This is a genomic window from Thermococcus sp. EP1, assembly GCF_001317345.1.
In the GTDB taxonomy this organism is placed as follows: domain Archaea; phylum Methanobacteriota_B; class Thermococci; order Thermococcales; family Thermococcaceae; genus Thermococcus_A.
Genome location: NZ_JXCG01000006.1, coordinates 90,301 through 114,693 on the forward strand (window position 1 = coordinate 90,301; position 24,393 = coordinate 114,693).

Annotated in this window: 26 protein-coding genes; 14 read left to right on the forward strand and 12 right to left on the reverse strand. The window is 38.2% G+C overall.

Annotation, left to right across the window (positions count from 1 at the left end; all coding sequences use genetic code 11):
* The first annotated feature begins 60 nt into the window (after positions 1-60).
* The 3 genes from EP1X_RS06200 to EP1X_RS06210 all read left to right on the forward strand — a co-directional run bounded on the left by EP1X_RS06200 (position 61) and on the right by EP1X_RS06210 (position 3,526).
* On the forward strand, positions 61-2,373 hold the full coding sequence (locus EP1X_RS06200; RefSeq protein WP_055282755.1) for a DEAD/DEAH box helicase: 2,313 nt from the start codon (positions 61-63) through the stop codon (positions 2,371-2,373).
* A gap of 64 nt (positions 2,374-2,437) precedes the next feature.
* Positions 2,438-3,046, forward strand: a complete 609-nt coding sequence (locus EP1X_RS06205) for a DUF257 family protein (protein ID WP_055282757.1) — start codon at positions 2,438-2,440, stop codon at positions 3,044-3,046.
* Between the two features lie 240 nt (positions 3,047-3,286).
* On the forward strand, positions 3,287-3,526 hold the full coding sequence (locus EP1X_RS06210) for a hypothetical protein (protein WP_055282759.1): 240 nt from the start codon (positions 3,287-3,289) through the stop codon (positions 3,524-3,526).
* Here EP1X_RS06210 and EP1X_RS06215 read toward each other — a convergent pair.
* On the reverse strand, positions 3,523-4,365 hold the full coding sequence (locus EP1X_RS06215; RefSeq protein WP_055282761.1) for a M55 family metallopeptidase: 843 nt from the start codon (positions 4,363-4,365) through the stop codon (positions 3,523-3,525). The two genes, EP1X_RS06210 and EP1X_RS06215, sit on opposite strands and share 4 nt — an antisense overlap.
* Before the next feature lie 168 nt (positions 4,366-4,533).
* On the opposite strand from EP1X_RS06215, the gene EP1X_RS10080 reads away from it, so the two are divergent.
* On the forward strand, positions 4,534-4,680 hold the full coding sequence (locus EP1X_RS10080) for a hypothetical protein (RefSeq protein WP_156300718.1): 147 nt from the start codon (positions 4,534-4,536) through the stop codon (positions 4,678-4,680).
* 45 nt (positions 4,681-4,725) lie between these two features.
* Here the strand turns inward: EP1X_RS10080 and EP1X_RS06220 are convergent, their stop codons facing one another.
* The gene (locus EP1X_RS06220; RefSeq protein WP_055282763.1) at positions 4,726-5,493 is read right to left on the reverse strand and encodes a geranylgeranylglyceryl/heptaprenylglyceryl phosphate synthase; all 768 of its coding nucleotides are present in this window, start codon (positions 5,491-5,493) and stop codon (positions 4,726-4,728) included.
* A complete protein-coding gene (locus EP1X_RS06225; protein ID WP_055282765.1) occupies positions 5,477-5,935 on the reverse strand; it encodes a DUF123 domain-containing protein in 459 nt (152 codons plus the stop codon). The genes EP1X_RS06220 and EP1X_RS06225 overlap by 17 nt, the downstream gene beginning before the upstream one ends.
* Before the next feature lie 102 nt (positions 5,936-6,037).
* Between EP1X_RS06225 and EP1X_RS06230 the strand changes: the two genes are divergently transcribed.
* Positions 6,038-6,415, forward strand: a complete 378-nt coding sequence (locus EP1X_RS06230) for a DUF2095 family protein (protein ID WP_055282767.1) — start codon at positions 6,038-6,040, stop codon at positions 6,413-6,415.
* Here EP1X_RS06230 and EP1X_RS06235 read toward each other — a convergent pair.
* The 5 genes from EP1X_RS06235 to EP1X_RS06255 all read right to left on the reverse strand — a co-directional run bounded on the left by EP1X_RS06235 (position 6,412) and on the right by EP1X_RS06255 (position 11,360).
* Positions 6,412-7,923 carry an AMP phosphorylase gene (locus tag EP1X_RS06235; RefSeq protein WP_055282769.1) on the reverse strand — a complete coding sequence of 504 codons (1,512 nt, stop codon included), beginning with the start codon at positions 7,921-7,923 and terminating at the stop codon, positions 6,412-6,414. The two genes, EP1X_RS06230 and EP1X_RS06235, sit on opposite strands and share 4 nt — an antisense overlap.
* Positions 7,924-8,011: 88 nt before the next feature.
* Positions 8,012-8,257 carry a hypothetical protein gene (locus tag EP1X_RS06240; RefSeq protein ID WP_055282771.1) on the reverse strand — a complete coding sequence of 82 codons (246 nt, stop codon included), beginning with the start codon at positions 8,255-8,257 and terminating at the stop codon, positions 8,012-8,014.
* On the reverse strand, positions 8,254-9,036 hold the full coding sequence (minD, locus tag EP1X_RS06245; RefSeq protein ID WP_055282773.1) for a cell division ATPase MinD: 783 nt from the start codon (positions 9,034-9,036) through the stop codon (positions 8,254-8,256). Before minD ends, EP1X_RS06240 begins: the two co-directional genes overlap by 4 nt.
* A gap of 170 nt (positions 9,037-9,206) precedes the next feature.
* Positions 9,207-10,004 (reverse strand): slipin family protein, encoded by a 798-nt coding sequence (locus EP1X_RS06250; RefSeq protein WP_055282775.1) that lies wholly within the window; start codon positions 10,002-10,004, stop codon positions 9,207-9,209.
* A 6-nt stretch (positions 10,005-10,010) separates the two neighbouring features.
* Positions 10,011-11,360 carry a nodulation protein NfeD gene (locus tag EP1X_RS06255; protein WP_055282777.1) on the reverse strand — a complete coding sequence of 450 codons (1,350 nt, stop codon included), beginning with the start codon at positions 11,358-11,360 and terminating at the stop codon, positions 10,011-10,013.
* A 96-nt stretch (positions 11,361-11,456) separates the two neighbouring features.
* Here EP1X_RS06255 and EP1X_RS06260 point away from each other — a divergent pair, with 96 nt between their 5' ends.
* From EP1X_RS06260 to EP1X_RS06275, 4 genes are read left to right on the forward strand one after another with little or no spacing between them, the layout of a single operon-like run.
* The gene (locus tag EP1X_RS06260) at positions 11,457-11,744 is read left to right on the forward strand and encodes a hypothetical protein (protein ID WP_055282778.1); all 288 of its coding nucleotides are present in this window, start codon (positions 11,457-11,459) and stop codon (positions 11,742-11,744) included.
* Positions 11,732-12,583: a DNA-3-methyladenine glycosylase gene (locus EP1X_RS06265; RefSeq protein WP_172672605.1), complete on the forward strand. Its 852-nt coding sequence runs from the start codon at positions 11,732-11,734 to the stop codon at positions 12,581-12,583. Before EP1X_RS06260 ends, EP1X_RS06265 begins: the two co-directional genes overlap by 13 nt.
* Positions 12,558-12,884: a hypothetical protein gene (locus EP1X_RS06270; protein WP_055282781.1), complete on the forward strand. Its 327-nt coding sequence runs from the start codon at positions 12,558-12,560 to the stop codon at positions 12,882-12,884. The genes EP1X_RS06265 and EP1X_RS06270 overlap by 26 nt, the downstream gene beginning before the upstream one ends.
* Positions 12,862-13,257 (forward strand): hypothetical protein, encoded by a 396-nt coding sequence (locus tag EP1X_RS06275; RefSeq protein ID WP_055282783.1) that lies wholly within the window; start codon positions 12,862-12,864, stop codon positions 13,255-13,257. The genes EP1X_RS06270 and EP1X_RS06275 overlap by 23 nt, the downstream gene beginning before the upstream one ends.
* Here the strand turns inward: EP1X_RS06275 and EP1X_RS06280 are convergent.
* Positions 13,235-15,919, reverse strand: coding sequence for a DEAD/DEAH box helicase (locus EP1X_RS06280; protein ID WP_055282785.1), 2,685 nt, complete (start codon positions 15,917-15,919; stop codon positions 13,235-13,237). The genes EP1X_RS06275 and EP1X_RS06280 overlap by 23 nt on opposite strands.
* 89 nt (positions 15,920-16,008) lie before the next feature.
* On the opposite strand from EP1X_RS06280, the gene EP1X_RS06285 reads away from it, so the two are divergent.
* Both EP1X_RS06285 and EP1X_RS06290 read left to right on the forward strand, forming a co-directional pair.
* Positions 16,009-17,784 (forward strand): ribosome biogenesis/translation initiation ATPase RLI, encoded by a 1,776-nt coding sequence (locus EP1X_RS06285; protein WP_055282786.1) that lies wholly within the window; start codon positions 16,009-16,011, stop codon positions 17,782-17,784.
* Positions 17,785-17,877: 93 nt separating this feature from the next.
* The gene (locus tag EP1X_RS06290) at positions 17,878-18,954 is read left to right on the forward strand and encodes a DUF835 domain-containing protein (RefSeq protein WP_055282788.1); all 1,077 of its coding nucleotides are present in this window, start codon (positions 17,878-17,880) and stop codon (positions 18,952-18,954) included.
* Here EP1X_RS06290 and EP1X_RS06295 read toward each other — a convergent pair.
* Positions 18,932-19,903 (reverse strand): beta-ribofuranosylaminobenzene 5'-phosphate synthase family protein, encoded by a 972-nt coding sequence (locus EP1X_RS06295; RefSeq protein ID WP_055282790.1) that lies wholly within the window; start codon positions 19,901-19,903, stop codon positions 18,932-18,934. The two genes, EP1X_RS06290 and EP1X_RS06295, sit on opposite strands and share 23 nt — an antisense overlap.
* A 47-nt stretch (positions 19,904-19,950) precedes the next feature.
* Positions 19,951-20,853 (reverse strand): DMT family transporter, encoded by a 903-nt coding sequence (locus tag EP1X_RS06300; protein WP_082391505.1) that lies wholly within the window; start codon positions 20,851-20,853, stop codon positions 19,951-19,953.
* Positions 20,854-20,972: 119 nt separating this feature from the next.
* Here EP1X_RS06300 and folP point away from each other — a divergent pair, with 119 nt between their 5' ends.
* Complete coding sequence (folP, locus tag EP1X_RS06305; RefSeq protein ID WP_055282793.1) at positions 20,973-21,797, forward strand: dihydropteroate synthase; 825 nt, start codon at positions 20,973-20,975, stop codon at positions 21,795-21,797.
* Here folP and EP1X_RS06310 read toward each other — a convergent pair.
* Positions 21,787-22,581, reverse strand: a complete 795-nt coding sequence (locus tag EP1X_RS06310) for a class II glutamine amidotransferase (RefSeq protein ID WP_055282795.1) — start codon at positions 22,579-22,581, stop codon at positions 21,787-21,789. The genes folP and EP1X_RS06310 overlap by 11 nt on opposite strands.
* Before the next feature lie 56 nt (positions 22,582-22,637).
* Here EP1X_RS06310 and EP1X_RS06315 point away from each other — a divergent pair, with 56 nt between their 5' ends.
* Together EP1X_RS06315 and EP1X_RS06320 are read left to right on the forward strand one after the other, a co-directional pair.
* Complete coding sequence (locus tag EP1X_RS06315) at positions 22,638-23,375, forward strand: Rossmann-like domain-containing protein (protein ID WP_055282797.1); 738 nt, start codon at positions 22,638-22,640, stop codon at positions 23,373-23,375.
* Between the two features lie 117 nt (positions 23,376-23,492).
* On the forward strand, positions 23,493-24,362 hold the full coding sequence (locus EP1X_RS06320; RefSeq protein WP_055282799.1) for a type I restriction endonuclease: 870 nt from the start codon (positions 23,493-23,495) through the stop codon (positions 24,360-24,362).
* The last annotated feature ends 31 nt before the right edge of the window (positions 24,363-24,393 follow it).

Consider the following 24,393-nt stretch of genomic DNA (forward strand, 5'->3'; position numbering starts at 1 on the left):
GAGGAGAGAACAATTTCCAAGCGGCGCTTTTATAAACCTCTTTGTCTATAATATACATCAATGTATTTGCGAAAAGACCTTATACAGCCAAGGCTTTATCAAGAGGTAATCTACGCAAAGTGTAAAGACAAAAATAGCCTAGTTGTTCTACCAACAGGGTTAGGAAAGACTCTAATAGCTCAAATGATAGCAGACTACCGCCTCTCCAAATATGGAGGAAAAGTCCTAATGCTAGCTCCCACAAAGCCTTTAGCCCTCCAACATAGGGAAAGTTTCCTGAGACTCTTTAACATCCCAGAAGAAAAAGTAAACACTTTAACGGGAGAGATTCCTCCCGAAAAAAGAGCAGAGATATGGAGAAAGAGTATTATAATTACAGCTACTCCTCAAACTATAGAGAATGATCTTGTTGTTGGTAGAATAAGCCTCGAAGATGTGGTTTTGCTTATCTTTGACGAGGCCCATAGAGCTGTTGGAAACTACGGATATGTATATATCGCAAAAGAATACATGAGAGAATCAAAGCATCCTCTCATTCTAGGCTTAACGGCCTCTCCTGGAAGCGACGAGACAAAAATAAGAGCTATTGTGAAAAATCTATTCATAGAACATATTGAACTCAGAACAGAAAATTCTTCTGACGTAAAGCCCTATGTACAGGGGATAAAGTTCGAATGGCTCAAAGTCGAACTTCCCGAGATTTATAAAGACGTTAGAAAGTTTTTGCGTGAAATGCTCAAAGATTCTCTAAAACCTCTTGCTGGAGCAGGGTTACTCGATAGTTATTCCCCCGACATACCAAAGAAAGAAGTCCTAAAGGCAGGTCGAATAATAAACACCGAAATGGCAAAAGGTAATTACGAAGTAGGAAAACTTATGCTATACCAAGCTAAAGCTCTAAAGCTTCATCACGCGATAGAATTGCTTGAGACCCAAGGACTATCCGCATTAAGGGGATACTTAAAAAAGCTCTATGAAGAAGCGAGGAAGGGCAGAACAAAATCTACAAAAGAGATTATCCAAGACCCAAGAATGAAAAAAGCAATAGCTCTTCTTGTACAGGCTAAGGAGCTTGGACTTGATCACCCAAAACTCGATAAGTTGAAGGAAATTATAAAAGAACAACTAGACAAGAAACCATCCTCAAAAATAATTGTCTTTACAAATTACCGTGACACTGCAAAGAAAATAGTGGAAGAGCTCCTAAAAGAACCTATTCAAGCTATGCGCTTTGTTGGACAAGCCAGCAGAGAAAATGACAAAGGTCTAAGTCAGAAAAAACAAAAACAGATTTTAGATCTCTTTTCTAAGGGAGAGTTCAACGTTTTAGTTGCCACCAGTGTCGGAGAGGAAGGCCTAGACGTGCCAGAAGTAGATCTAGTGATTTTTTATGAGCCTGTACCCTCTGCCATTCGAAGTATTCAAAGGAAGGGAAGAACTGGACGCCATAAACCCGGTAAAGTAATTATTTTAATGGCAAAAGGGACAAGAGATGAGGCCTATTACTGGAGTTCCCGTCATAAGGAAAAACAGATGATTTCTCTTTTAAAGAAGGTGGAAGATATGGTTAAAAAAGAGAAACAATCCTCTCTTCTTGGATTTGTGAAGTCAAAAGAGAAGAAAAAAAGTGAAACGACCATAAAAGAGGTAGAAGAAAAAATCGAAGTCTCAAAAGAGGAAGTCTATGAAAAACTTCCCATAAAACCTATTTTCATACGAAAACCAAAGGGTATTGTAGTGTATGTTGACTCTCGTGAGCTTAAAAGTCAAGTCCCTAAAATGTTAAAGGAACTCGGGGTGCACTTGGAAATCAAAACACTTGACATCGGAGATTACATAGTTAGTGAAGATGTTGCCATAGAAAGAAAAGCTGCTAATGACTTTATTCAGTCGATAATAGATGGACGGCTCTTTGACCAAGCAAGACGCTTGAAAGAGGCATATCTAAAACCCATAATTATCATCGAAGGCGAGCTTTACGGAATTAGAAATATTCACCCAAATGCCATTAGAGGTGCTCTAGCAGCTCTAACCGTAGACTGGGATATTCCCATACTATTTGCCAAAGACCCAAATGAGGTGGCAAACTACATATACTTAATAGCAAAACGCGAACAAGAAGAAAGAAAAAAGGAGATTGCAGTCAGAAGCGAGAAAAAAGCGTTAACTCTGGCAGATCGACAACGCCTAATAGTAGAAGGTCTCCCTTATGTGTCTGCAGTTCTTGCAAGAAGACTTTTACGGCATTTCGGAAGTGTAGAGCGAGTTTTCACTGCAAAAGAGAGTGAACTTACCCAAGTAGAGGGAATAGGTGAAAAAATAGCTAGAGAAATAAGAAAAGTCATCACTGCTCCTTATGAAGAGGAAAAATAGAGAAAAATTAAAATATAAGGTTACATATATAACCGCCTAGCTATAGTTATTGGGGGATTTTTACATGTCAACCATTAGCACATTGTTGGAAAATCTAAAGTTTGGAGAGAGCATATTGATAGAACACTCATCAACCGCTCCAGTGCATATCCTCTTTTATGAACTTATAAAGTGGGCGGAGCTAAATTCATATCCCGTTCTCATTGATGATTTCTTGGATTCTCTCTACTTGTATGAAAAACATATAAAACTCTCTGGTCTTTTAACCAAGCCAATAAAGGCAGCAATGGTAATAAAATTAGGCGGTATTTTAGAGGTAGGAAATGTCATAGGAAAGGTTTCAGTTAGTGAGAGTACTATTTTACAAAAAGAATATGACTCTGTTTTTGAAAAAGTGCCGCATGAGAGATTCCTAAATATTGTAGTAGGGTTTGACAAATATTTACTCTTACTCCAAGACAAAAAAGAATTTTTAAGTTCTCTTCATGATATCTTGAAATATGTTGGAAATAAAAGGAGAATAGCATTTTATTTCATAAATCAAGACCTAATAGAGGTTGCTGCTCCTGCAGCACTTCCAATTCTAGAAGAGGGATTCACAAGAGTAGTGAGAATAGGAAGAAATGAAAGTGCTCCTCCAACAGTCAAGCTATTAAAAACCCTAATGGACTGAGCTCTTCTTGTCCTGAAGAAACCAAACTTTCAGATTGTAATGTACCCCGGGGGAGCGAAGGGGACTCACAGCTCGCCGTTAGCTTATCCCCCGCGGTTTCCCCGGGGCACTTAGTTTTGGGAGTATAAACTCAAAAACTTTTATCATAACTATAGGGAATAAAAATTCCTCTAAAGAATTACCTTCATTTATGAAAAAGGTTATATAGGCCTTGTTTTCTAAAATAAATTGGTGAAAACTATGAAAATTGTTGAAATCGACATTAAAATGCCCTATGAAAAAAGAGGAAAAATTTTGACTAAAGTTTTAGGTAAGCTTAGAGGGAAAATTAAAGACATTCACTTTCTCCCGCCTACGAGCAAGGGCATTAGTGAAATAAGAATTGAGGTAACCGAAGAGAATGTACCTGAGCTTCTCACACACCTTAAGAACATGGTAAAAGAGGGAAAAATAACCTTCAAAGTCCTTAGTGAGGCTTAACGCCTAAATATGGAAGTAACTCCGCTGGCAGCAAATACAAGAAGTTGAAAAGCTTTGTATGCTTCTATTATATCTTTTGCCTCAAATTCTACAGTTTTTCCATCCATCCTATTTGCTCCCGGTAATAATTCGCCAACATCAGCCATGCCACTGTTATTAAATGTAAGTTTTACTTTAATAGGATACTCAAGCTTAAGAGGTCTTGTTTCACCTTTTCTGTACTTTTCAACTGCTTTGAAAATACCGTCTTTCAGATCTTTTTTCAAAACTTTTAGGCTTGGGCTTATAGCAGAATATCTTGAAAAAGCTCTTTTGAAAGGTATCCTTTCAGCCCAAGGAGTGAATCTTTTTACATCATCCTCAAGCAGTTTCTCATCACCTCCCACCAAAACTGCGGGAATCCCATAATGACCAACTGCATAAGCATTGAGAAGATATTCGCTTACTTCCACCCCATTGAGTTCAAGCTTTCCTACATTTGCTCCACTGTATGTGTGGTCAAAGATAGCATGAAATGTTCCAGCTTTTGCATGATATCCCAAGAATAAAGCCACATCACAATCTTCTGCCCCTGCTATCATTGCAATCGGCCTTGGATAGCCCCTAACTAAGTAGACATACTCAGGAAGTTCTTCAGGAAGAATATTTACCATAGGACCATGGCTATCCGCTATTACTACCTCACTAAAACCTGCTTCGTAAAGCGCCTCTGCTGCTGTCAATGTTATTTCGGTCGCTATTTTCCTTGCCTCTGTATAAAGCGCCCCTTTTTCAATTAAATGCTGGGGACTTACCACAAAGGGCATCCCTTCTAAGTCTACAGAAATAAAAGCCTTCATTGAGGATCACCATTTAGAAATTAAACTGAATGTTTAAATATGTTTTTGAAATAAACCCAAAAACCAGCATATGATAAGAGTCAAGTTCACATAGGATTCATTCTGAACGGACAACCCTTCAAAAACAATTAAGTATAATAAAGACCATCATTTAAACGAGGAGAATCAATGTCTAGAATTGCTGAGTTCCTAAGGCTACTTGTGGGCTTTGGAGTGTGGATAGCTGTAATAGTGCTCTTACTATGGTTCCTCCAAGGTTTTTGGAAAGGTATTTCAGAATTTGCTGCAAGTTTATTCGAGCAATCCGAAAAATAAGGTTTTAAAAACACATAGAGATACTTGAAACCAACCCCATACACGCTATTTCTTAATCTCTTTAACTCCTCGTATTATGCTTTCAAGCCTTTTTCTTGCTTCTTCTAAAGAACCGGCCTTTTCTATTGCAGTGCCAGTGACGATTATATCTGCCCCACTTTTAACAACTTCTTTTGCGTCTTTGTAACTTCTAATCCCCCCACCTACTATAAGAGGAACTTCTATAACAGTTTTTACAAGTCCTATCATCTCTGAAGGCACATGTTCTGGTGCTCCACTTCCTGCCTCGAGATATACCAAACGCATACCCATATATTGTCCAGCAAGTGCATAAGCAGCAGCTATTTTTGGTTTATATCTGGGAATTGGTTTCGCATCACTCACCCAGCCTACAGTTTCTCCAGGCTCAATTATGAGGTAGGCCATTGGAATGGGCTCTATACCATAACGCTTTACAGTAAAAGCTCCCAAAGCTTGGGCCCCTGTTATAAAGAATGGATTTGTAGAATTTAAAAGACTCATAAAGAATATGGCATCCGCATATTTGCTAATTCCCCCATGAGATCCAGGGAAAAGAATAACTGGAAGATTAGAACTCTCCTTTATTCTTCTGACAACCCTGTCTAAAACCTCACCTTCAGCCCCAGTAGAACCACCAACCATTATTGCGTCAACACCAACTTCCTCACTCATTTGAGCAAGCTTTGAAGCCAAATCAGGTGAAACATCGTCAGGATCAAGTAAAACAAAGTGAAGCTTTTCTTTTTCAAGTTTCTCGTGAATATATGACTCAACCTTACCTATCTTCACCATTCTCTTCCCTCCACTCCATAATATCCTGAGGATTTTTAATCCTTTTCCACCTTAATTTCATAGAGTTCAAGATGTTAACTAGTATCTCATAAGGAGTAGTATCTCCAAAGTAATATAAATTTGTTTTTACAGCTACGTCACTCGCCCCAAAGCCTTCAATGCCCATAACAACGTCACTCAATGCCTGGGACAGTTTTTCTTCGATCCTTGCATTACTGGGGATCAAATAAGCATCGATAAGTTGGGCTTTATCAAGGAGATAATCTATATGCCAATGAAAACGTTTCTCCTTTTTAAAATGTCTTAAAACTCTCTTTTCAAGAGAATTCATTGCAGAACCTACATAAACATAATACCCCTTCTCCAAGCTGAATCTCCTAGCCTTAGTCCTTATATTTTGGCTCTTTTCGAGGTAAATTACAAGAAAATATCCTCCCTTCATGGTTAGAGAATTAGAGTCGAATTATATAAGTTCTTTGCAAAGAGCAAAAGACAAACTATATAAATCCCTTCCCAAAGTAAACTCTGAAAAGAGGTGCTTAATATGGATAAAAAGAAAAAGCGTCCAGTTGATGAATTTCCTTGGCAAGAGTATGACAAAGAAGAGTTTAAGGAAAAATATCCTTATTTAGCTAAAGAGTTAGACGAAGGGGCAGAGTTAGTTATTGAAGGTTATAGAACCAAGGAAGAATACGAAGAAGAGCCCATGGACTTTTCAGGATATAACCCCACTGTAATAGACTTCATACGAAGGTGTGAAACTGATGAGGAAGCCTTAGAGATCATCAACTGGATGGAAGATCATGGGGAGATAACACCTGAATTTGCCAAAGAACTCCGTATAAAACTTGTAAAGGAAGGAGTAAGAAGTTTTGGTAGTAAAAAAGAGTGGGGATGGTACGAGAGACATAGAAAACGCTAAAGGTTCCCAATTCTTTGCAGGACCATGCCCTCTATCCTTATTGGCTCCATTCTTCTTGCTTGTATTATAGCTTGATCTAGCCGTGTTTCGCTTTCTGCATGTATTGTGAAAAGTGGATCTCCCTCTTTTACCTTTTCTCCCACTTTTACATGCAATATCATTCCTGATCCTTTATCTTCAGGAGCACCTGCAGCCCTAGCTATTGTAGTGATGGCCCTATTATCAATCCTGGTTATATATCCAGAGGTCTGAGCCACGAAGGTGTACGTTTTATCGCCTATTGGAATGTCACCTGGCTTTACATTTGGATCTCCACCCTGTTCTGCTATTATCTCTTTAAGCTTCTCATAGGCCTTACCACTTTCTAAAATCTCCCTAGCGATTTTCTTCCCCATGCCTGCTGGAGCAACGCCTCCCATTTCAAGCAATATTCCTGCTAATCCAGTTGCCTTTTCCACTAAACTTCCTGGACCTTTTCCTGTTATTATTGTCTCCAGAGCTTCTTTTGCTTCAAGGGCTGGTCCTATAGTGTGTCCAATGGGTTGTCCACCATATGTTATGGCGGTTTCTACATATTGTCCAAGTCTCTTTCCAAGTTCTATAAAGTCCTTTGCCAATGACCTAGCATCTTCTATTTTTTCAACTTTTACTCCCTCTCCTGTAGGAATATCAATCAGAACATATTGAGAACCCATTGCATATTTCTTTGACATTATACTAGCGAGCATTAAACCTCTAGGATCAATACTCAAAGTTCTTTCGGCTTTTATTGTTAGATCGTCAGCAGGGGCCAAATTGAGGGCACCGCCCCACACCAAGCACGCTCCAATTTTCTCCACGATTCTCTTAATTTCATCTAAAGAGTGAGTTACTGGTGCGAGAACTTCTACAACATCTGCAGTTCCTGCAGCGCTTGTTATTGCCCTAGAAGAAGTCTTAGGGATTGTTAAGCCTGCAGCGGCTACGATTGGCACTACAAGTATGTTGGTCTTGTTGCCAGGCACTCCTCCAATGCTGTGGACATCCATAATTGGTTTTCTATCGATATCTAACATGTCACCAGTTTCTGCCATTGCCGTAGTTAACCATGCTATTTCATCCATGTCAAGTCCGTTTATCTCTAAGGACGTGACAAAAGAGCTTATCTCAACATCTCTTAGTTTTCTGTCTACAATATCCTTTATTATTGCTTCTATCTCAACCTTTTTTAGTTTCTGGCCATTCATCTTTTTCTTGATATAACGAACACTCTCTGGTGTCCCACCAGGAACTATATTCACAAGTTCTCCATCAGAAAAGCTGTAAGCTCTTAATATATCTTTTGTAACTCCAATTTCACCTGGTTTAACCATGTTACTTATGACAACATCCCCATATATTGTTCTCTTTGCTGTTTCCACTTTTATTAAGTCTTCAGGATGAAGCTTAGCATTTTTAGCATCCTCCTCACTAATAAAAACCAAGAACCTTCCTGTCTCAATATCTAATATCCTCACTTTCGCCTTCATATTTTTCACCTCCCAACTTTGGGGAAAAAATAATATGTTGTAAAAATACTTAAACTTTTCTCAAACCTAAAAATATAGAGAAAAGAACTTAAAGGTTCTTTATTTCTTCTTCAAGGGATTCCTCAAGAGCCCTCTCCCATTCCTCTATATCAAAATCTACAAGTTCGGACTCTAGCTCCTCTTTTAGATGTGTCACCCTCCGTTTAAGGGTGCTCCGGGTTTCTTCATCATATGCCACGTAGTAGGATGCTCTCCTTTCTGAGAGGTACAAAATTATTAGAAAGATATTCATCAGCAGGAGGAATATTATGAGGATTGTTGTAAAAGCACTCATCTTCTGCCCCCTCCAAATAAAGCTCTAAACACCCTCTTTATCGGACTCTCTGGCCTTGGAGGACTGTACCTTATGCCAGCGAGCTTAGCAGCAAGTTGTTTATATGCTATAGCTGCTGGAGAAGTTGGGTTCTTAACCACCAGCGGTATACCATACGCACTTGCCCTCTTTACTTCCGGATCTTCTGGGATCACCATGAGCACGGGTACGTCTAGAATAGTCTCAATATCTTCTTTAGAGAGCTCTGTCTTTTCACTAGTTACTCTATTTAGTACTGCTCCCAGTGGAAGAGTACCCAGTTTTTCTGCCACAAGTTTTGTTTTGAGAGAATCAGTTATGGCTGATATCTCCGGATTAGTGACTAGAATAAGTTCTTTCCCTATAAGCAAAGCCGTTATAGACGTCATCTCCAGTCCTGCAGGAGCATCTATCAGTATAAAATCTGCCAATGATGAAATTTCTCTCATGAGTTCTCTTAACCGCTCTGGATTTTTTGCTTTTTTAATCTTCTCTAAACTTAAACCACCAGGTATGACCTTAACACCCGCTGGTCCCTCATATATGGCATCGTTGAGTTCTGCTTCGCCAGAAAGAACATCATGTAGAGTTATTGGTATATCTTCCATCCCTAAAATTAAACTCAAATTTGCCATTGTAATATCCGCATCTATGATTATAACTTCTCTCCCAAATTGGGCCAAAGCAACACCAACATTAGCTATTGTCGTGGTTTTACCAGTGCCTCCCTTTCCAGAAGCGAAAACAATTGACCTCCCCACTTTGGTCCCTCCATTTGAATTTTGACAATAATGTCCGAAAGCTGTAAATGGTGTAACTACTTATACTTCGCTGTCTAAGCTTTTATATTTAACTCAAGCAGGTCACAAAAAATAACTATCCACCCCAATAAAATAGTAAAAAAATAGACAGAAAAACAAAAGGAGAGAAATTACTCCTTTTCTTCTTTCATTTTCTTCCTAGCAACTTCAGCTGTGTCTGACAAACTTCTAAATAGCTTCAACATCTCCATCGGGAGTGGTAAAACTATAACATTGCTCTTATCCCCAGCAACATCACTTATCGTCTGAAGTGTTCTAAGTTGTAGAGCCATTGGATGTTCAGATATGATTTCTGCAGCTTCTCTAAGTTTCTCTGCAGCTTGTCTTTCAGCCTCTGCAAGTGTAATCCTAGCTCTTCTTTCTCTTTCTGCCTCAGCTTGTCTTGCCATTGCTCTTTGCATTCCTGCTGGAAGCTCAACGTCTTTAATCTCCACTGCAGTAACTTTTATTCCCCATGGATCTGTTGCTTCATCTATTATCCTCTGCAATTCTCTATTTAGCTTGTCTCTCTCACTAAGAAGCTCATCTAAGTGTGCTTGACCTATCACACTTCTCAAGGTTGTCTGAGAGATTTGAGAAGTTGCCATGATGAAGTTCTTAACCTGAGTAACTGCTTTCACAGGGTCAACAACTCTGAAATAGACAACTGCATTAACCCTTACTGGAACATTATCCCTTGTAATCGTTTCTTGAACAGGCACATCTAAAACTTGGGTTCTTAAATCAACGATTACTGCCTTTTCGAAAATGGGAAGTATGAAGAAGAGTCCAGGTCCTCTTGGGCCCACAACCCTACCCAATCTGAAGATTACTGCTCTTTCATATTCCTTAACTATCTTTATGGCCGATGCCAAAAACACCAGTACAAAAACTAAAATTATCACATACACAATCCATTCAAATGCCATTTCTTTTCACCTCATAACATTTTCTTCTTTAGGGTATTTCTCTTTTTCCCTAACAACAATGAGCTTAAGACCTTCAATTTCAACAACCTTCACTTTCTCTCCAATATTTATTGTCGTTCCATCTTTGCTCTTTGCTTTCCATAGCTCCCCTCTAATCCTGACCATGCCTTCTGGGGCTAACGGTTCAACGACTTCACCTGAAAGGCCTATCATTTCTTCTTTTCCAGTTTGTGCTTTTCTTCTATGAGCTCTTATTACTGCTGCCATTCCAAAGGCAAAGAATAATGCTAATAATGCCCCTATTGTGATGATTATTACTCTTATCTCTGAATAGACTTCTCGAGAAATAAGGTAATCCACTCCACCACCTCCACTAAAAAGCATTATACTACCCAAAACAAAAGTTATGAAACCTGCGACTGTAAATAATCCAAATGTAGGAGTTAATGCCTCTGCGATAAAGAAGATTACTGCTAGAATAATCAATAATAGACCGGCACTTCTATAGCCAAAATATCCGAGGCCTATTATCGCCAATACTATCATGATTGCTCCAATCGTCTCAGGAACGTGCCATCCAGGACTTAAAAAGCCTAGAACTAATGCCCATATTCCTAATGTAAGGAGAACATACGCAATTGCTGGATCTGTTATGTATGTTACTACTTTATCTTTCAAACTGGGTTCTAAGTACCTCAATTCTGCCCCTTTTAGGTCTAGAGTAACGTATTCTCCTTTGACTGGAACTTTTGTCTTCATACCATGAGCCTTCTCTATGAGCTCATCAACATCGCCGGCAATAACCTCAATTATACCATATTTCAAAGCTTCCTCCTGATCTATAGCCAGATCCTCAGTTATAAATCTCTCTGCCATGGTTTCATTTCTTCCACTGGCTTTTGCTAGGCTTTTGATATAGGATATATAGAAATTAACAACTTTCGGAGGGGCCTCTATAATGCTCCCATTTTGGGAATATCCCATAATTGGCCTACAAGCCCCAAGACTTGTGCCGGGGGCCATTGCTATTAAGTGAGAACCTAACGCAATATATGTGCCTGCAGAAGCCGCCATGGCTCCAGGTGGATAGATATACATTATAACAGGTACTTCTGCAGACTTTATTCTCTCTATAATGTTTTGCATTGCGTCTGCTCTTCCTCCAGGAGTATCTAAGAGAATTATAATAGCACTCGCGTCTGCCTGTTCCGCCTCGCTAATATACCTATCAAACTGATCATAAGTATAAGAAGTTATCTCACCCTTTATTTGAGCTACATAAACCACTTTGGCCTCTGCCAGAGTAGGGGCTAGAAAAATAAGTAGAAAAACTACTAGTACAACAGTTTTCCTCATAACTACCACCTGTATAAATGTAGTTCCTAATCTTAATTAAGTTTTCTCTTGCAAGAAAAGTTAATAAGAATCTAGAACATAATACCTTCGAGAACCATGAAAAAGGAGATAAAACAGTTTAGAATAACAAAAGGAGATGAAAAGATTAAGGTTGCATGGAAGTTGATTAGGGAAGTTGCTAAATACTCTCACAGTGGACCTTTCTGGAAATTCTTAGAGGAAAACTTTGGAATAAAGGAAAAGGATGTTAAAGAGATCATGCGTTTCTTGGAACAGGTGGGAGAAGTTGAAATACACCGATCCATAGACGGTAAACGGTTATATGTTTCAACACTAAAAGATATAAAGGACAATCCAATTAAGCTAGACCGATGGTTAAAGTGATTGATCTTAATAAGATAACTCATGAAATGATCAAAAACGGTACATGGGAATTTAAAAATGGAATCTTTAGACAGGCTCTGGATTATGGGATAATAGGATTTGATGGAGAAAACTTCTACTTCCCAGAGCATTTTTCTAAAAAGCAACAAAAGAAAGCTCGAGAAAAGATTAAATTCATACTTGGCTTAGATGTTAAGCTAGAAGAGTTTTACTCTGAAATATCTGACTCAAAATTCGCATTCCTCATAGATGAATTTTATGGTCTTACAGTCCCAAAAGCTCCAGAGAAGTATCAAGCTTTGATTGAAACCATTGCCCAGCAGCAAGTGAGTTTTGAGTTCGCTATGCAGACTATAAGAAATCTTGTAAAATTAATAGGAAGAAAAATTGGAGATCTCTACCTCTTCCCAAAGCCTAATGACATACTTAGATTAAGTGAAGAAAAATTAAAGGAGACCAAACTGGGATATAGAGCAAACTACATACAATACCTAACCCAAGAGTACGTAAATGGAAAGCTGAGGTTAGAACTTGAAAACCTTAGCGAAGAAGAAGCAATAAAGTATCTAATTAAGTTCCGGGGAATTGGTAAATGGAGTGCTGAGCTTTTCTTAGCTTACGGCCTTGGAAAGAATACATACCCCGCCAGCGACTTAGGACTTAGAAGAGGAATAGCAAAAATATTTGGAAAAACACCCAAAGAAGTAAAGGAAAAAGACGTGCGAGAGATAATTGACCCCTATGAAAAATGGAAGTCTCTCTTAGCGTTTTATATTCTGTGTTATGACAGAAAAACTGAAATGGTGAAAAAACGTGGGAAAAATAGAAATACGCGTTGAAAAGGAGAAGTTTAAAGAATTAAAAAATGCCGATATTACTGAACTCATAAAAAAGAATCTTTCAAAAGCCGAAAGGACTTTGCAAGCTGAGAGGGAGATTTTTCTTCTCAAAACAAAAGTAAAACTTGAAGAAAAACTACAAGAAATTGAAGCTGAACTGGAGGAGTTAAGAAAGTTCTATAAAAAAGCCCTGGAAGATAAGGAACTAATGCTAGAAATTAGAAAAAAGCTCCAAACAGAAAACGAAGAGCTTAAGAAGGAATTGGAGGCGAAAAAACGTGAAAGTAATAATAAAACCTAAAAGAGGATTTGGAAAGATCGAAGCTGAACTAGATGAGTCATTAATTACAAAAATAAAAGAATTAGGTAAGAGATACCAGGTAAGTGAGGAAAAAATCCTAGAGATAATTTTTTCTGGAGAGTTTAAAAATCCCAAAGGGAATGTAAAAGAGTTGGAAGAAAGTATAGAAGAGCTCAAAAAGAGAGTTGGAAGTCTCGAAAAGGAATGGGCCCCATTGAGGTACAAAGCATACGGGGTAAGTGAGGACAACAAAATCTTGGCAATAGAGTTAAGTGGTCTTTTAGCAGAAAACCTACAGCTAAAGCGCTTTTTAAGAAAGAAAATAGAGAGAAATGTGGAATTAAGAAAGCTTATCCAGTATTATCTTCAGTAGATGTTAGTAACATTTTCCAAACTCGTATAGCCTGCCACTTGTCAAGAAATTCGTTAAAGGTACCACATTTAGGTGAGTACACACAAAGAGGACATCCATCTCTACACTCACATTTATCTAAATGTTCCAAGCTTTTCTCCATCAGGTTCTCAGCATTTTCGTATAAAATATCCGCTAAACCAAAACCACCCTCATTTCCATCATATACGAAAATTATCGGCTTACCTATAAAAGGAGGATTTGGAAAACTCTCATAGCTATAGCCACCCAGTTCTCTAGAGTCCACATAAGTAAAAATTGGAGCTATTTTGATCATGTTGTGCTCTATCGCATGAAGGGCAGAGCCTATACCATCTTTACTGTCTATCATCTTCTTTATTGCAAATTCAAGTTCTTCATCCCTAATCTTCAAATCCTTGAGGCTTTCTTTTATATTCTTCCGTAGGTAATGTGTTGTTGCGCCAAGGAATTCTGAGAAAATAGTCCTTCTATCAAACTTTTCATAAAGAGAAAAAGCTATGTTTTCATAACCCTTTTCAGCAGTTAATTTAAAGAAATGGCGAAATTCCTCATTTGCAACCTCTCTTATACCATCAGGGAAAATAAGCCAGATACCATCCGTCTCGAATTCCCATATGAAAGGTTCATCAAACTCAACCTTTACAAATTTTTCCCAGTTCAGAATATCCCAATTCTCTCCTTTTACCTCACTCCCAACAAGAGGAGAATACATATCTGCCTTTAAAATACCTTCTTCTTTCAGTTTTAAAAGTTCTTGAAGGTAAAGGGAAACATCTTTTCCTTTCACTGCGAAGCCCCAGTAGTAATGTCTAACCCTCAGTCTTCCTATGTAGATTTCAATCCCTTTGTAAGCCTTTTTATCAGAGATATTAAGAATTTCTACCTCTTCTCTTTTAGATGGGAATGTGTCAACCTCCCAGAACTTATTAAGCGAAGATGCAAAGATAAAGTGGAATTTTCCAATACTCAGCTTGTCTCGGGCCATATAAAGTTCTCCCCTCGAAAAGTATGCCATTCCAGGTAGAAGAGACCGATAATATTCTGGTTTATCGACCTCTTCTATAACGTAGCCCTTAAGCTTAAGCCAGTTTATAAAACGAAGTAAATCTCCAATACTAGACTTTTCCATCAGCTTGTACCTTATCCAAGGTTCATCTAGAACTAGAAAATAACTTTCATCACTCGCTGTTCTTATCGAGGAGTAGGTGAGAGCAGGCCTTAGAATGCGAAGTTCCTTTTTGGCCGTAAGGGGATTATCATAGAGTTTTGCCACGTTTTCTTTTATGAGGTCTTCTGCAAGATCTTTTTCGAAATCGTTGAGTTCATCCCAGTCAATTATTTTAAGCTCGCTTAACATGTAGTGAAGGTGTTTTTTGGCAACAAACTTGTTCCTCAGATTTATAGGCATATACTCTATTATCCCCTTTTCAAGCCTCTCCACAAGTTCTTCTACATTTTCTTTGTAATAGTAATCTAAACCATTCTTTCTCAGTATTATGGCATTTATCGCCTCTCTTTCTTCCTTTCTTCCCGCTCTCCCAAAGCGTTGAATAAGAGAGAAGAGACCATCGGGCGGTATTCCATAGTTTAAGACAGCATCTAAGTCTCCAATATCAATTCCCAACTCCAAGGCATTTGTAGTTAAAAGCACAAGCAACTTGCCCTCTTTGAAATCTCGCTCAATTTTCCAGCGGACATTCTTGGGAAGGGTACCTTTATAGGTTGTGGTTTTGTAAACAGCTGAAGAAGAGAGAAGAAAACGCATTAGCTTTTCTGTACCTTTACGAGAATCAAAGAATACAAGGGTCTTTATACTATTTTCAGCTAAGTTCTCAACGATCTTCTTTAGGAGTTGCATCTCATTAAATCTCCTTGGTTCAAACATTATTAGATACCGCTTTGGAAATGGATTAGTGGCTTTACTTATCTTTTCAAATTTTTTTCCAAAAAACTCCTCAGCAAATTCTTTAGGATTTCTAAGAGTTGCAGAGAGGGCTATTATCTGAGGCTTCTTCCCATATCTTTCAAGAGTCTTGAAAAGTCGTCTAAAAAGGTAGGCTGCATTAGTGCCAAAAACTCCTCGATATATGTGGAGCTCATCAACAACAATATATCGGAGATTTTTTAAAAGCCATTCGTAGTCTTTTTTGTTCCTTAAAATATTATAATGCAACATATCTGGAGTTGTGAAAACAACTCGGGGTTTTTCTCGAATTAATCTTCTTCTCTCACTCCATCCCACATCTCCAGTGAGAATCTTTGCATTAACAATCTTGTCTGTAATCTGAAAGAAGAGGAAGTTTTCAATGCTAAACTTCTCATACTGATTATTTATCAATGCTCGTGTAGGATAAACGAGAAGATAGGTATCCTGAGGCTTAGATAAATAATTATCAAAGATTGCCAACCTAAAGATCTCACTTTTTCCTGATGCAGTGGGTGTAGTAACCACAATATTTTTCCCAGAATAAAGGGCTTTTAATGCCTCAACCTGGTGCATATATAACTCAAATCCCATAGATTCGACGAGTTTATTTACTTCTTTGTTTTTAAACTCAAAAGAATCTCTTCTACCCCTTTTGGGTGGAAATTCCCTCACAGTCACTATTTCACTTGCTATATCCTCAAAAATCTTGAGCATGATATACTCTAATCTTTAAAGTTAAATTGCTTTTCGATTCTTCAACAACTTTTTAAAGACCTCTAGAAAAGGGTAATGCGGTGAGGGTTATGAGGATTGCAGTCATCGATTATGACAGATGTAATCCAGACAAATGCGGTCACTTCCTTTGTGAGAGAGTGTGTCCTGTCAATAGGATGGGTGGGGAAGCTATAATCATTGATGAAGACAAGTATAAACCGATAATCCAAGAGGCTAGCTGTACTGGATGCGGAATATGTGTCCACAAGTGCCCATTCAACGCAATAACAATAGTAAATCTTCCAGAAGAGCTGAAGGAAGGATGTGTACACAGATATGGAGTTAATGGTTTTGCCCTTTATAGACTTCCTGTACTTAAAGAGGGCATGGTAGTTGGTATCTTAGGTCCAAACGGTACTGGTAAAACTACGGCTGTTAAGATCCTCTCAGGTGAAATCATTCCAAACTTGTGCGGCTCAAATGATAGCTGGGATAATGTTATACGAATGTTCAGAGGAAACGAACTTCAGAATTATTTCGAGAAACTCAAAGATGGAACAATAAAGAAGGTTGTAAAGCCCCAATATGTAGATCTAATTCCAAAGGTCGTTAAAGGCAAAGTCAAAGACCTTCTTAAGAAAGCCGACGAAAGAGGAATCTTAGAGGAGCTTGTTGAGGAACTTGAGCTTTCTAACATTCTTGATAGGGAAATTCAGCATCTTAGCGGCGGTGAACTGCAAAGAGTGGCAATAGCAGCAGCAATGGCAAGGGATGCTAGCTTCTATTTCTTTGATGAACCCTCATCTTATCTTGACATAAGACAGCGACTTAAAGTTGCTAGAGCTATTAGGAGATTAGCAAAAGAAGGCAAATCTGTTATGGTTGTAGAGCACGATTTAGCTGTTCTTGATTACCTAAGTGATATCATCCATGTGGTTTATGGTAAACCGGGGGCCTATGGTATTTTTTCAATGCCAAAAGGAACTAGAGTTGGAATAAACGTCTTTTTAGAGGGATATTTACCAGAAGAAAATGTGAGATTTAGACCATATCAGATAAGGTTCACAAAATTAAGTGAGAGACACACCCAAACAGGAGAAGTCTTGGTAGACTATCCATCTCTAGTTAAAGATTATGGGAGCTTTAAACTTGAAGCAGAAGGGGGAGAGCTTTATAAAGGAGAAGTAGTGAGCATAGTGGGTCCAAACGGTATAGGTAAAACAACCTTTGTAAAAATGCTTGCTGGAGTCGAAGAACCCACAGAAGGAAAAGTCGAGTGGGAGCTTAGGGTTAGCTACAAACCCCAATACATAAAAGCAGATTATGAAGGTACGGTGTATGAACTCCTAAGCAAAATTGATCCGGCCAAACTTATGAGCAACTTCTACAAAACTGAACTCCTAAACCCACTTGGTATTCCTGAACTCTACGAAAGAAAGATAAATGACCTCAGTGGTGGTGAACTGCAAAGAGTGGCAATAGCAGCCTGCCTTTTAAGAGATGCTGACTTGTACCTTTTAGATGAGCCTTCAGCATATCTTGATGTCGAGCAGCGCTTAGCTGTTTCAAGAGCTATAAGACACCTAATGGAAAAGAACGAAAAGACAGCACTTGTTGTGGAACACGACGTCCTTATGATAGATTACATAAGTGACCGTATAATGGTCTTTGATGGAGAGCCAGGCAAACATGGAAAAGCCTTACCACCAATGGGGATGAGAGAAGGTATGAACAAGTTTTTAGCCAATGTAGGGATCACTTTCAGAAGAGATCCCGATACAGGAAGACCAAGAGCCAATAAGGAAGGAAGTGTTAAGGATAGAGAACAAAAAGAAATTGGAGAATATTATTATATAAGTGAATAAGGGCCAATGGGTATATCTCTTCTTTCTTTTAATTTCCAATAATGAATAAAGATTTAAATAAAAGAATTCATAAAATTTAAAATAGGGGGTATTATGGTTCATGCAGGCGACATTTACATTACTTCCATCACACTTATCAAAATCTTAGCTGGACTCTCCTTCTTTTTTGCTTATTTGGAAAGCAAAAGATTATCTGCTCTTTTTATCTCAATATTTTGGTTCTTAGTAATTCCTACTGCTACTTTTGGGCGTGTAGATATAAGAATCGAAAATATTATGATAGCTCTTGGCTACGCATTTGTTATCTTAGGTATTTTTCAGCTGATTAAAGAAGAACACCAATTTCCTCTCCCCAAATCCATATTTATTTTGTTCCCCCTTATGACCGCACTTGTTGGCACTGTAGAGAGTATTATACGAACTACTCCTCAAAATGGTTATGTTGTAGCAGGGATTTTTGAACTTATTGTTGGCCTCATGACTATTGAAATATTAGGTCCGTACTATGGCAAAAATGCAAAAGGATTGGGGATATCATTGGCCCTTTCGGGTATTATGACTCCATCATATGCCATAGTCACCCCCGAATTCGCTAATAAGCTAGTAATATTAATTATAGCTTGGTCTCTTGCAATTTCACAGTTTTATTTCTATTACAGAATTATATACAGCGAACGGTTCTTCAAATGGCCCCAAAGTATTGAAGCTATTGAAGCCCTTAGAATCGAAGGCCTCCGACTTATTTCTCCAAATGAATTTATAGCTATCAAGGAAGAGATAGGAATTTATCCCGCCTTAGCTTTTCTTAGAAACTTCAAACCAGCTCCTGGCTGGATATGTTACCGCTTAAGTACTATAGAAGCTCCCAATACTATTTATCCGACTGATCTATACAAGATAACTGAAACTGCAGTTAGATATTTTTCAGAGGCCCGTCAAAAGAACACAAAAGGGATAACAATAATTGAAGGATTAGAATTCCTAAGATTGTATAACAATTTTGAAAGCGTGGCAAAAATGCTAAGTGCTGTGAGAGATCATGTAATCATCAATAATGGCACTCTTGTACTAGTTGCAGAAGAAAACGCTTGGGAGAAAAAAGAATGGGCCATGCTAAAAAGAATTTTAGGTGAGGAGGTTAGTGTGCCTAACTCTTGGCAACCTTATTAATAAGCCTCAGTATGTAAGTGTTTTCCTCAACAGTTGTTGCACCCTTGTTTCTAGGTATTCCCAATTCAACTTGGGCCCCAATTCCATGAGCTTTCAAAAAGTCTTGAGTTTTTGTTTTTAGTGTTGTATAGTCCTCTCGGTTTATAAGCCCATAAACTGTGGGACCCCAAGAGCTCTGTCCATATCCATAGGTGTTTTCTTTCAGAAACTCCATGATAAACTTGATGTCTTCCCTAAATTCTCCTCCTTGGTATTTCTCAAAATGCTTGCCAACCAAGATCTGTACCTGGGTTAGATGTTTCCCAAATTCTTTAATATCTCTTTCCTTAAGTGCTGGCAACAAACCCAACACAACCCTATGGGAAATCTTCTCAGCAATTTCTGAGGCCCCTCCAACCCTTTCCATTATTGGCCTCTCTTCTTCCTCATCAAGTCCTCTCCTAACGTTGGGAGTTATTAATAGAAACCCCCATTCTTCAGGGAACTCTTCTCTTATTATAAGAGGAGGAATTCCCTTCCCAACCCCTCCATCCACTAAAAAACCTCCATATTTAAACGCATAAATACCAGCACCGGAATTCTTACCTCTCCCTAACAAAGAGGCAAGTCTTTCAACGCTAATTTTAAGCCCATTCAGAGTAGCTATTCCCAAACCAACAGCTAAAGTTAATTGGGTAGTAGAACCCAGCCCAATATGTCGGGGAATTGCATTCTCTACTTCAACAAGATAATTAAATCCTGTCAAAAATTCTTGATTCATCCTGTCAATCGTGAACCTTATTGTCCTCATGTCTTCTTCATTTGCCCTTATCTCCAGTTTATCATGAGGAACTATTCTTATCCTATATCCTCCCTCAAGAGCAACTCCCAATGAACCGAATCTTCTTCCTAACGACGCTGAAGGGTCTATCAATCCTAGATGAAGCCTTTTTGGAGTTTCGATTAACATTTCCTATCACCACCTTGGATAAAAATAATGCTCTATCAAAGTGATCGTTACCAAACTTTAAACTTTCTGTTTTTACATACTATCGGGCTTAACTGAACCAATAAAACACCACAAAAAACTATTATCATCCCTATAACCTTGTGTATAGTCAGGGTTTCTCCTAAAAAAGCATATGCTAGCAGGGTTATTTGTATTAGCATTGTATTCTGAAGTATTGATTGTTCATAAGCCTTGAGGTATTTTAAAGCATGATTCCAAAGCACAAATGCAAATGCAGTGTTTACAATACTCAGAATCAGTATTATGCCCCATGTTTTCAGTGAAGGCATTGTGATGTATCCACTTGAAGCTGTAACCCCAAGGAGCATTAATGCACCCACTCCCATAGAGATCGCAGTTAAGGAGATTACACTTTCGTGATTTTCCCTGAGATAATGCCGCATGAGAATCATATACACAGCCCATCCAATTCCAGAGACAAGAGTTATGAGGATACCAATTCTTTCATTGAAAACTAGGACACTTTCGGTGAAAAATATTTTAACTCCAAGAATCACAAGAGTTATTCCAACTATTTGAATGACAGAGGGGGTTTCTTTGAGAAATAGAACACTCAATATAGCAACAAAGATAGGAGTTAAGTTAAGAATGAACGTCACTGTAATTGCAGGCAGATAATACAACCCAACAAATTGTAATCCTTGGGCAATAAAATAGCCTGTAAACCCTAAAGTAAAAAACCATAAGAATCGCTTTGACGTGATGGGGAGCATGGAAATATTAGGCGAGCAAAGTACAAAAAGCAGTAGAATAGACGACCCTAATAAGTACCTATAAGCGGCAAAAGCTAGTGGATTAATATCCTTTAAACCAATTTTAATGAGAACATACGAGGTAGACCACAAAAAAGTCACCAATAGGGCTTCAGCTAGCGAGTAGATCCTTTTCATAGTACTTACTTTGCATGGAAAAATTTAAGATTTTTGTTAGCCTATTTTTGCTGACTTTAGGGAACTATTTCAAGCAAAAAAGTTTTTTGATAACAAATTTATAAGAATTCGGTGGTAGCATGAAGTTTGCAGGTATAAACTTAGCAACCCCCAAGATTATGGGTGTGATTAACGTCTCCCCTGAGAGCTTCTTTAAAGGAAGTGTAAAACAAAAAGAGGAGGATTTGATTGAAACAGCACTTAAAATGGTCGAAGAAGGAGCATCCTTTATTGACATCGGGGCAAAATCCACGGCTCCGTACCTCGAAACCCAGATATCAGTAGAAGAAGAAACTAAGAGAGCAGTTTGGGCATTAAAGACCCTTAGAGCACACATTAACATCCCAATAAGTATAGACACTACCAACGCAAGAGTGGCTGAAGCTGCAATAAAAGCTGGAGCTGACATAATAAACGATGTAACTGGTTTTAAGGGAGACCCAAGAATGGTAGAAGTTGCCAAAGAATATGGTGTCCCAGTTATCCTCTGTGCTCACAGAGAAGTAAAGGACTTCACCGACCCAGTTCATGAAGTTATCACTGCTCTTCAAGAGAGTCTCCAAATAGCCCATGAGAATGGCATTGAAAAGGATAAAATAGCAATCGACCCTGCAATAGGATTTTTACGGCCTAAATGGCCACCATGGTACGAATGGGACTCAAAGATTATTGCAAATTTAAACCTTCTGAAAATATTTGGCCTTCCTATTCTCGTAGGGATCTCAAGAAAATCTTTTATAGGAGCAATAACCGGAAGAAGAGATCCAATGGAAAGGCTCGCTGGTAGTTTAGGAGCTACAGCAATAGCTGTGTGGAATGGAGCAAATATAATAAGAACCCACGACGTTAAGGAAACTCTTGATGCGATTAAGATTGCACACTTTATAAAAAGATTTAGAGAGTAAGCTCTTCTATTTCAAATTTTTCATTTTCGAGATCTATAGTCAGGTAAAAAGCAGTCCTATTTTTAACTTCCTCAAAGCTTAATTCTGAGTAGACTTCAAATGTTGATGAAACTATCGCAAAGAGATTTTCTCTTTCTACTTTTAAGAGGCGCGAATACCGTTTATATAATGAATTCTCTTCTCTTTCCCTCACCATATAAGCAGTTACAAAGCCCTTTATTTCAGATGGTGTGATAAATAAGCTGGCAGTGTTAAGCGTTGTCTTAACCACAGGGACAATTTCCTTGAATCTTTTTAAGATCTCATCCTTCGAGAAAGACCGCAATGAACTCAGCAAATAGAGGCCCAGTACATGGCTGTCAGAGATATCTTTAAGCTTTTCATTGTCCAATCCAGCCATATCTATCAATATCTGCTTATTCAAATCTCCATTATGATAAAACCAGAAATTAAAACCCTCTGGGGAGGAATACACTAAAGGCTGAGCATTGAAAAGATTAACAGTTCCTTGGCTAGCAGCTCTTGTATGGGCTAGAAGAACACCAAAACCATCAAGGGATTCTAAAAACTTTCTTACACCTTTTGTGTCTTCAAAAATAGGCTTAGATGTTTTATAATATTCTAAATCATCCTTACTAATCCATACAAAGCCCCAGCCATCCTTGTGATAGGGACTTTTTCCAAATGCCACTTTATAAACGTCATTCTCCGAGGATTTTACCAAGGCATCCACAAACTCTTTCATTTCACTTCCATTTCCAACTGCAAAAAGCACTCTGCACATTTTACTCACCAAACTTTTTTAGACAAAGAAGTTTTAAAAATATTGGAGGGACAAAGGTGATCCTTAAACAACTCAAAGAGAAAGCTATGAAGAAAATAAAAGAAGACTTTAGAATACTGGACTTCTCATTCGCGTTGCCTTATACTTATGTTGTCTTAGAAGGGCCCGAGGGGAAAGCTATTGGCTTAGCAATGACACTCCCCGAAGAGATAGGAGAATACAAGACATCGTTTAAGTCGCCTAGCTTAAAAGAGTTCATTGATAAAACAGACAGCCTAAACATTATAGAAAGAACTCTTGGAGTAGCAACAATCAATGCTATTTCTCAATATTATATCGATCTAACTCAAAGTACTTCTCAAGATGCTACTGACCTCATAGATGATGCCAAAAAGATAGCCGTTATCGGAAATATGCCTCCAATAGTTAGAACATTGAAAGAAAAAGGAAAAGAGATCTTTGTATTCGAAAGAAATCCCAAATTGTGGGATAGAGAGACTTTAAGTGATAGCCTCGAGTATTACCTACTTCCTGAAATGGATGCAGTAATAGTAAGTGGATCCGCTCTGGTAAACTGCACTCTTGACATGATAGTGAAAAGAAGCAAAAAGGCCAAGAAAATCATTTTAACTGGAGCAACTGCTCAAATTCTCCCAGAATTTTTGAAAGGAAGTGGAGTAACCCATTTGGCCTCAGTGAAAGTTATTGATGTGGAAAAAGCCATTTTAAACCTAAAAATGGGAAGCTTCAGAGGCTTTGGCGAACAAAGCAGAAAATATGTAATTGAAGTCTAAAACCCTTGTTGGCTTACTCTATAAAATCCAGAACATTTAGGACGAAAATACACTGCCAAAAGCCCCTAATACAGTAAGCTTTTTATCGACTCCTTTTAAGTTTCAAGGGGGTCTAAAATGCTAAAACTTCAGGAGACTATAATAAGTGTCATCAAAAAAGTGCGTGAACACAGGCTGCTTTATGAAAAAAATGAAGAAGCTGTAAAGCAACACTTGATAGGTGAAATCTTTAGAACGCTAGGCTGGAACTGGGAAAACCCAAGAGAGGTTAGACCAGAGGAAAGAACAGAGGATGGAAGAGCTGACTATGCCCTAGTGCTTGAAGATAAGGTTGTTGCTTATGTTGAGGCCAAGAATCTGGGAATTAATGTCTTAAAAAACGAGAGAGCTTTAAGGCAGCTTGCTAGATACTGCTTTTCTCGTGGAGTTAAATATGGAATAATCACAAACGGGACTCAATGGAAAGTTGTGAAGGCCTTTGAAGAAAATTCTACTCTCGAAGATAGGATCTTGTTAAGAATTGACCTTCTAAATGAACCTCTTGAACGTGCTGCACTGAAACTGAGTTTCTTATCAAAGAATAAAATCACAAGATTAGAAGACTACTCCCTTTATCTGAAAGCTTTTACATGGGGTTTTGAAAATCTCAAAAAAAGTTACCCCAAAGATTTTCTCTTCTCATATTTAACCGGTTCAATAAAATCAAATTTCCTCCTTTTGGATCATTTAGATGGAAGCGAAATCCCCAAAGGCCTCTATGTGTATGACAACGGTTGGAAAGGTGTTCCACTAATTGAGAAAAATCTTAAAGGGGTCTTACTCTCCCTGCTCCTGTACCTAGCAGAAAAAGCATCTAAAAAAGAGAGAAACGAGATTCTTATAGCATACAAACAGCTAAGAAACATTCAACTAAGCAAGGATAAAATCATGCTCCTCCTCCGCGAACTGGAAAAAGAGAAAGGAGTTAAAATTGGCTTGGAGATCTAAGCTTGTTTTTCAAGCCTTTTTTCTATTGGAT

What these genes read in the sequence shown, in the direction of transcription:
- EP1X_RS06320 (WP_055282799.1), top strand. Translation starts at nt 23,493, where the DNA reads ATGCTAAAACTTCAGGAGACTATAATAAGTGTCATCAAAAAAGTGCGT.
- EP1X_RS06255 (WP_055282777.1), bottom strand. Translation starts at nt 11,360, where the DNA reads ATGAGGAAAACTGTTGTACTAGTAGTTTTTCTACTTATTTTTCTAGCC.
- EP1X_RS06235 (WP_055282769.1), bottom strand. Translation starts at nt 7,923, where the DNA reads ATGAAGGCGAAAGTGAGGATATTAGATATTGAGACAGGAAGGTTCTTG.
- EP1X_RS06285 (WP_055282786.1), top strand. Translation starts at nt 16,009, where the DNA reads ATGAGGATTGCAGTCATCGATTATGACAGATGTAATCCAGACAAATGC.
- EP1X_RS06225 (WP_055282765.1), bottom strand. Translation starts at nt 5,935, where the DNA reads ATGAAGGGAGGATATTTTCTTGTAATTTACCTCGAAAAGAGCCAAAAT.
- EP1X_RS06200 (WP_055282755.1), top strand. Translation starts at nt 61, where the DNA reads ATGTATTTGCGAAAAGACCTTATACAGCCAAGGCTTTATCAAGAGGTA.
- EP1X_RS06310 (WP_055282795.1), bottom strand. Translation starts at nt 22,581, where the DNA reads ATGTGCAGAGTGCTTTTTGCAGTTGGAAATGGAAGTGAAATGAAAGAG.
- folP (WP_055282793.1), top strand. Translation starts at nt 20,973, where the DNA reads ATGAAGTTTGCAGGTATAAACTTAGCAACCCCCAAGATTATGGGTGTG.
- EP1X_RS06260 (WP_055282778.1), top strand. Translation starts at nt 11,457, where the DNA reads ATGAAAAAGGAGATAAAACAGTTTAGAATAACAAAAGGAGATGAAAAG.
- EP1X_RS06280 (WP_055282785.1), bottom strand. Translation starts at nt 15,919, where the DNA reads ATGCTCAAGATTTTTGAGGATATAGCAAGTGAAATAGTGACTGTGAGG.
- EP1X_RS10080 (WP_156300718.1), top strand. Translation starts at nt 4,534, where the DNA reads ATGTCTAGAATTGCTGAGTTCCTAAGGCTACTTGTGGGCTTTGGAGTG.
- EP1X_RS06265 (WP_172672605.1), top strand. Translation starts at nt 11,732, where the DNA reads ATGGTTAAAGTGATTGATCTTAATAAGATAACTCATGAAATGATCAAA.
- EP1X_RS06230 (WP_055282767.1), top strand. Translation starts at nt 6,038, where the DNA reads ATGGATAAAAAGAAAAAGCGTCCAGTTGATGAATTTCCTTGGCAAGAG.
- EP1X_RS06215 (WP_055282761.1), bottom strand. Translation starts at nt 4,365, where the DNA reads ATGAAGGCTTTTATTTCTGTAGACTTAGAAGGGATGCCCTTTGTGGTA.
- EP1X_RS06240 (WP_055282771.1), bottom strand. Translation starts at nt 8,257, where the DNA reads ATGAGTGCTTTTACAACAATCCTCATAATATTCCTCCTGCTGATGAAT.
- EP1X_RS06210 (WP_055282759.1), top strand. Translation starts at nt 3,287, where the DNA reads ATGAAAATTGTTGAAATCGACATTAAAATGCCCTATGAAAAAAGAGGA.
- EP1X_RS06220 (WP_055282763.1), bottom strand. Translation starts at nt 5,493, where the DNA reads ATGGTGAAGATAGGTAAGGTTGAGTCATATATTCACGAGAAACTTGAA.
- EP1X_RS06300 (WP_082391505.1), bottom strand. Translation starts at nt 20,853, where the DNA reads ATGAAAAGGATCTACTCGCTAGCTGAAGCCCTATTGGTGACTTTTTTG.
- EP1X_RS06205 (WP_055282757.1), top strand. Translation starts at nt 2,438, where the DNA reads ATGTCAACCATTAGCACATTGTTGGAAAATCTAAAGTTTGGAGAGAGC.
- EP1X_RS06295 (WP_055282790.1), bottom strand. Translation starts at nt 19,903, where the DNA reads ATGTTAATCGAAACTCCAAAAAGGCTTCATCTAGGATTGATAGACCCT.
- EP1X_RS06290 (WP_055282788.1), top strand. Translation starts at nt 17,878, where the DNA reads ATGGTTCATGCAGGCGACATTTACATTACTTCCATCACACTTATCAAA.
- EP1X_RS06250 (WP_055282775.1), bottom strand. Translation starts at nt 10,004, where the DNA reads ATGGCATTTGAATGGATTGTGTATGTGATAATTTTAGTTTTTGTACTG.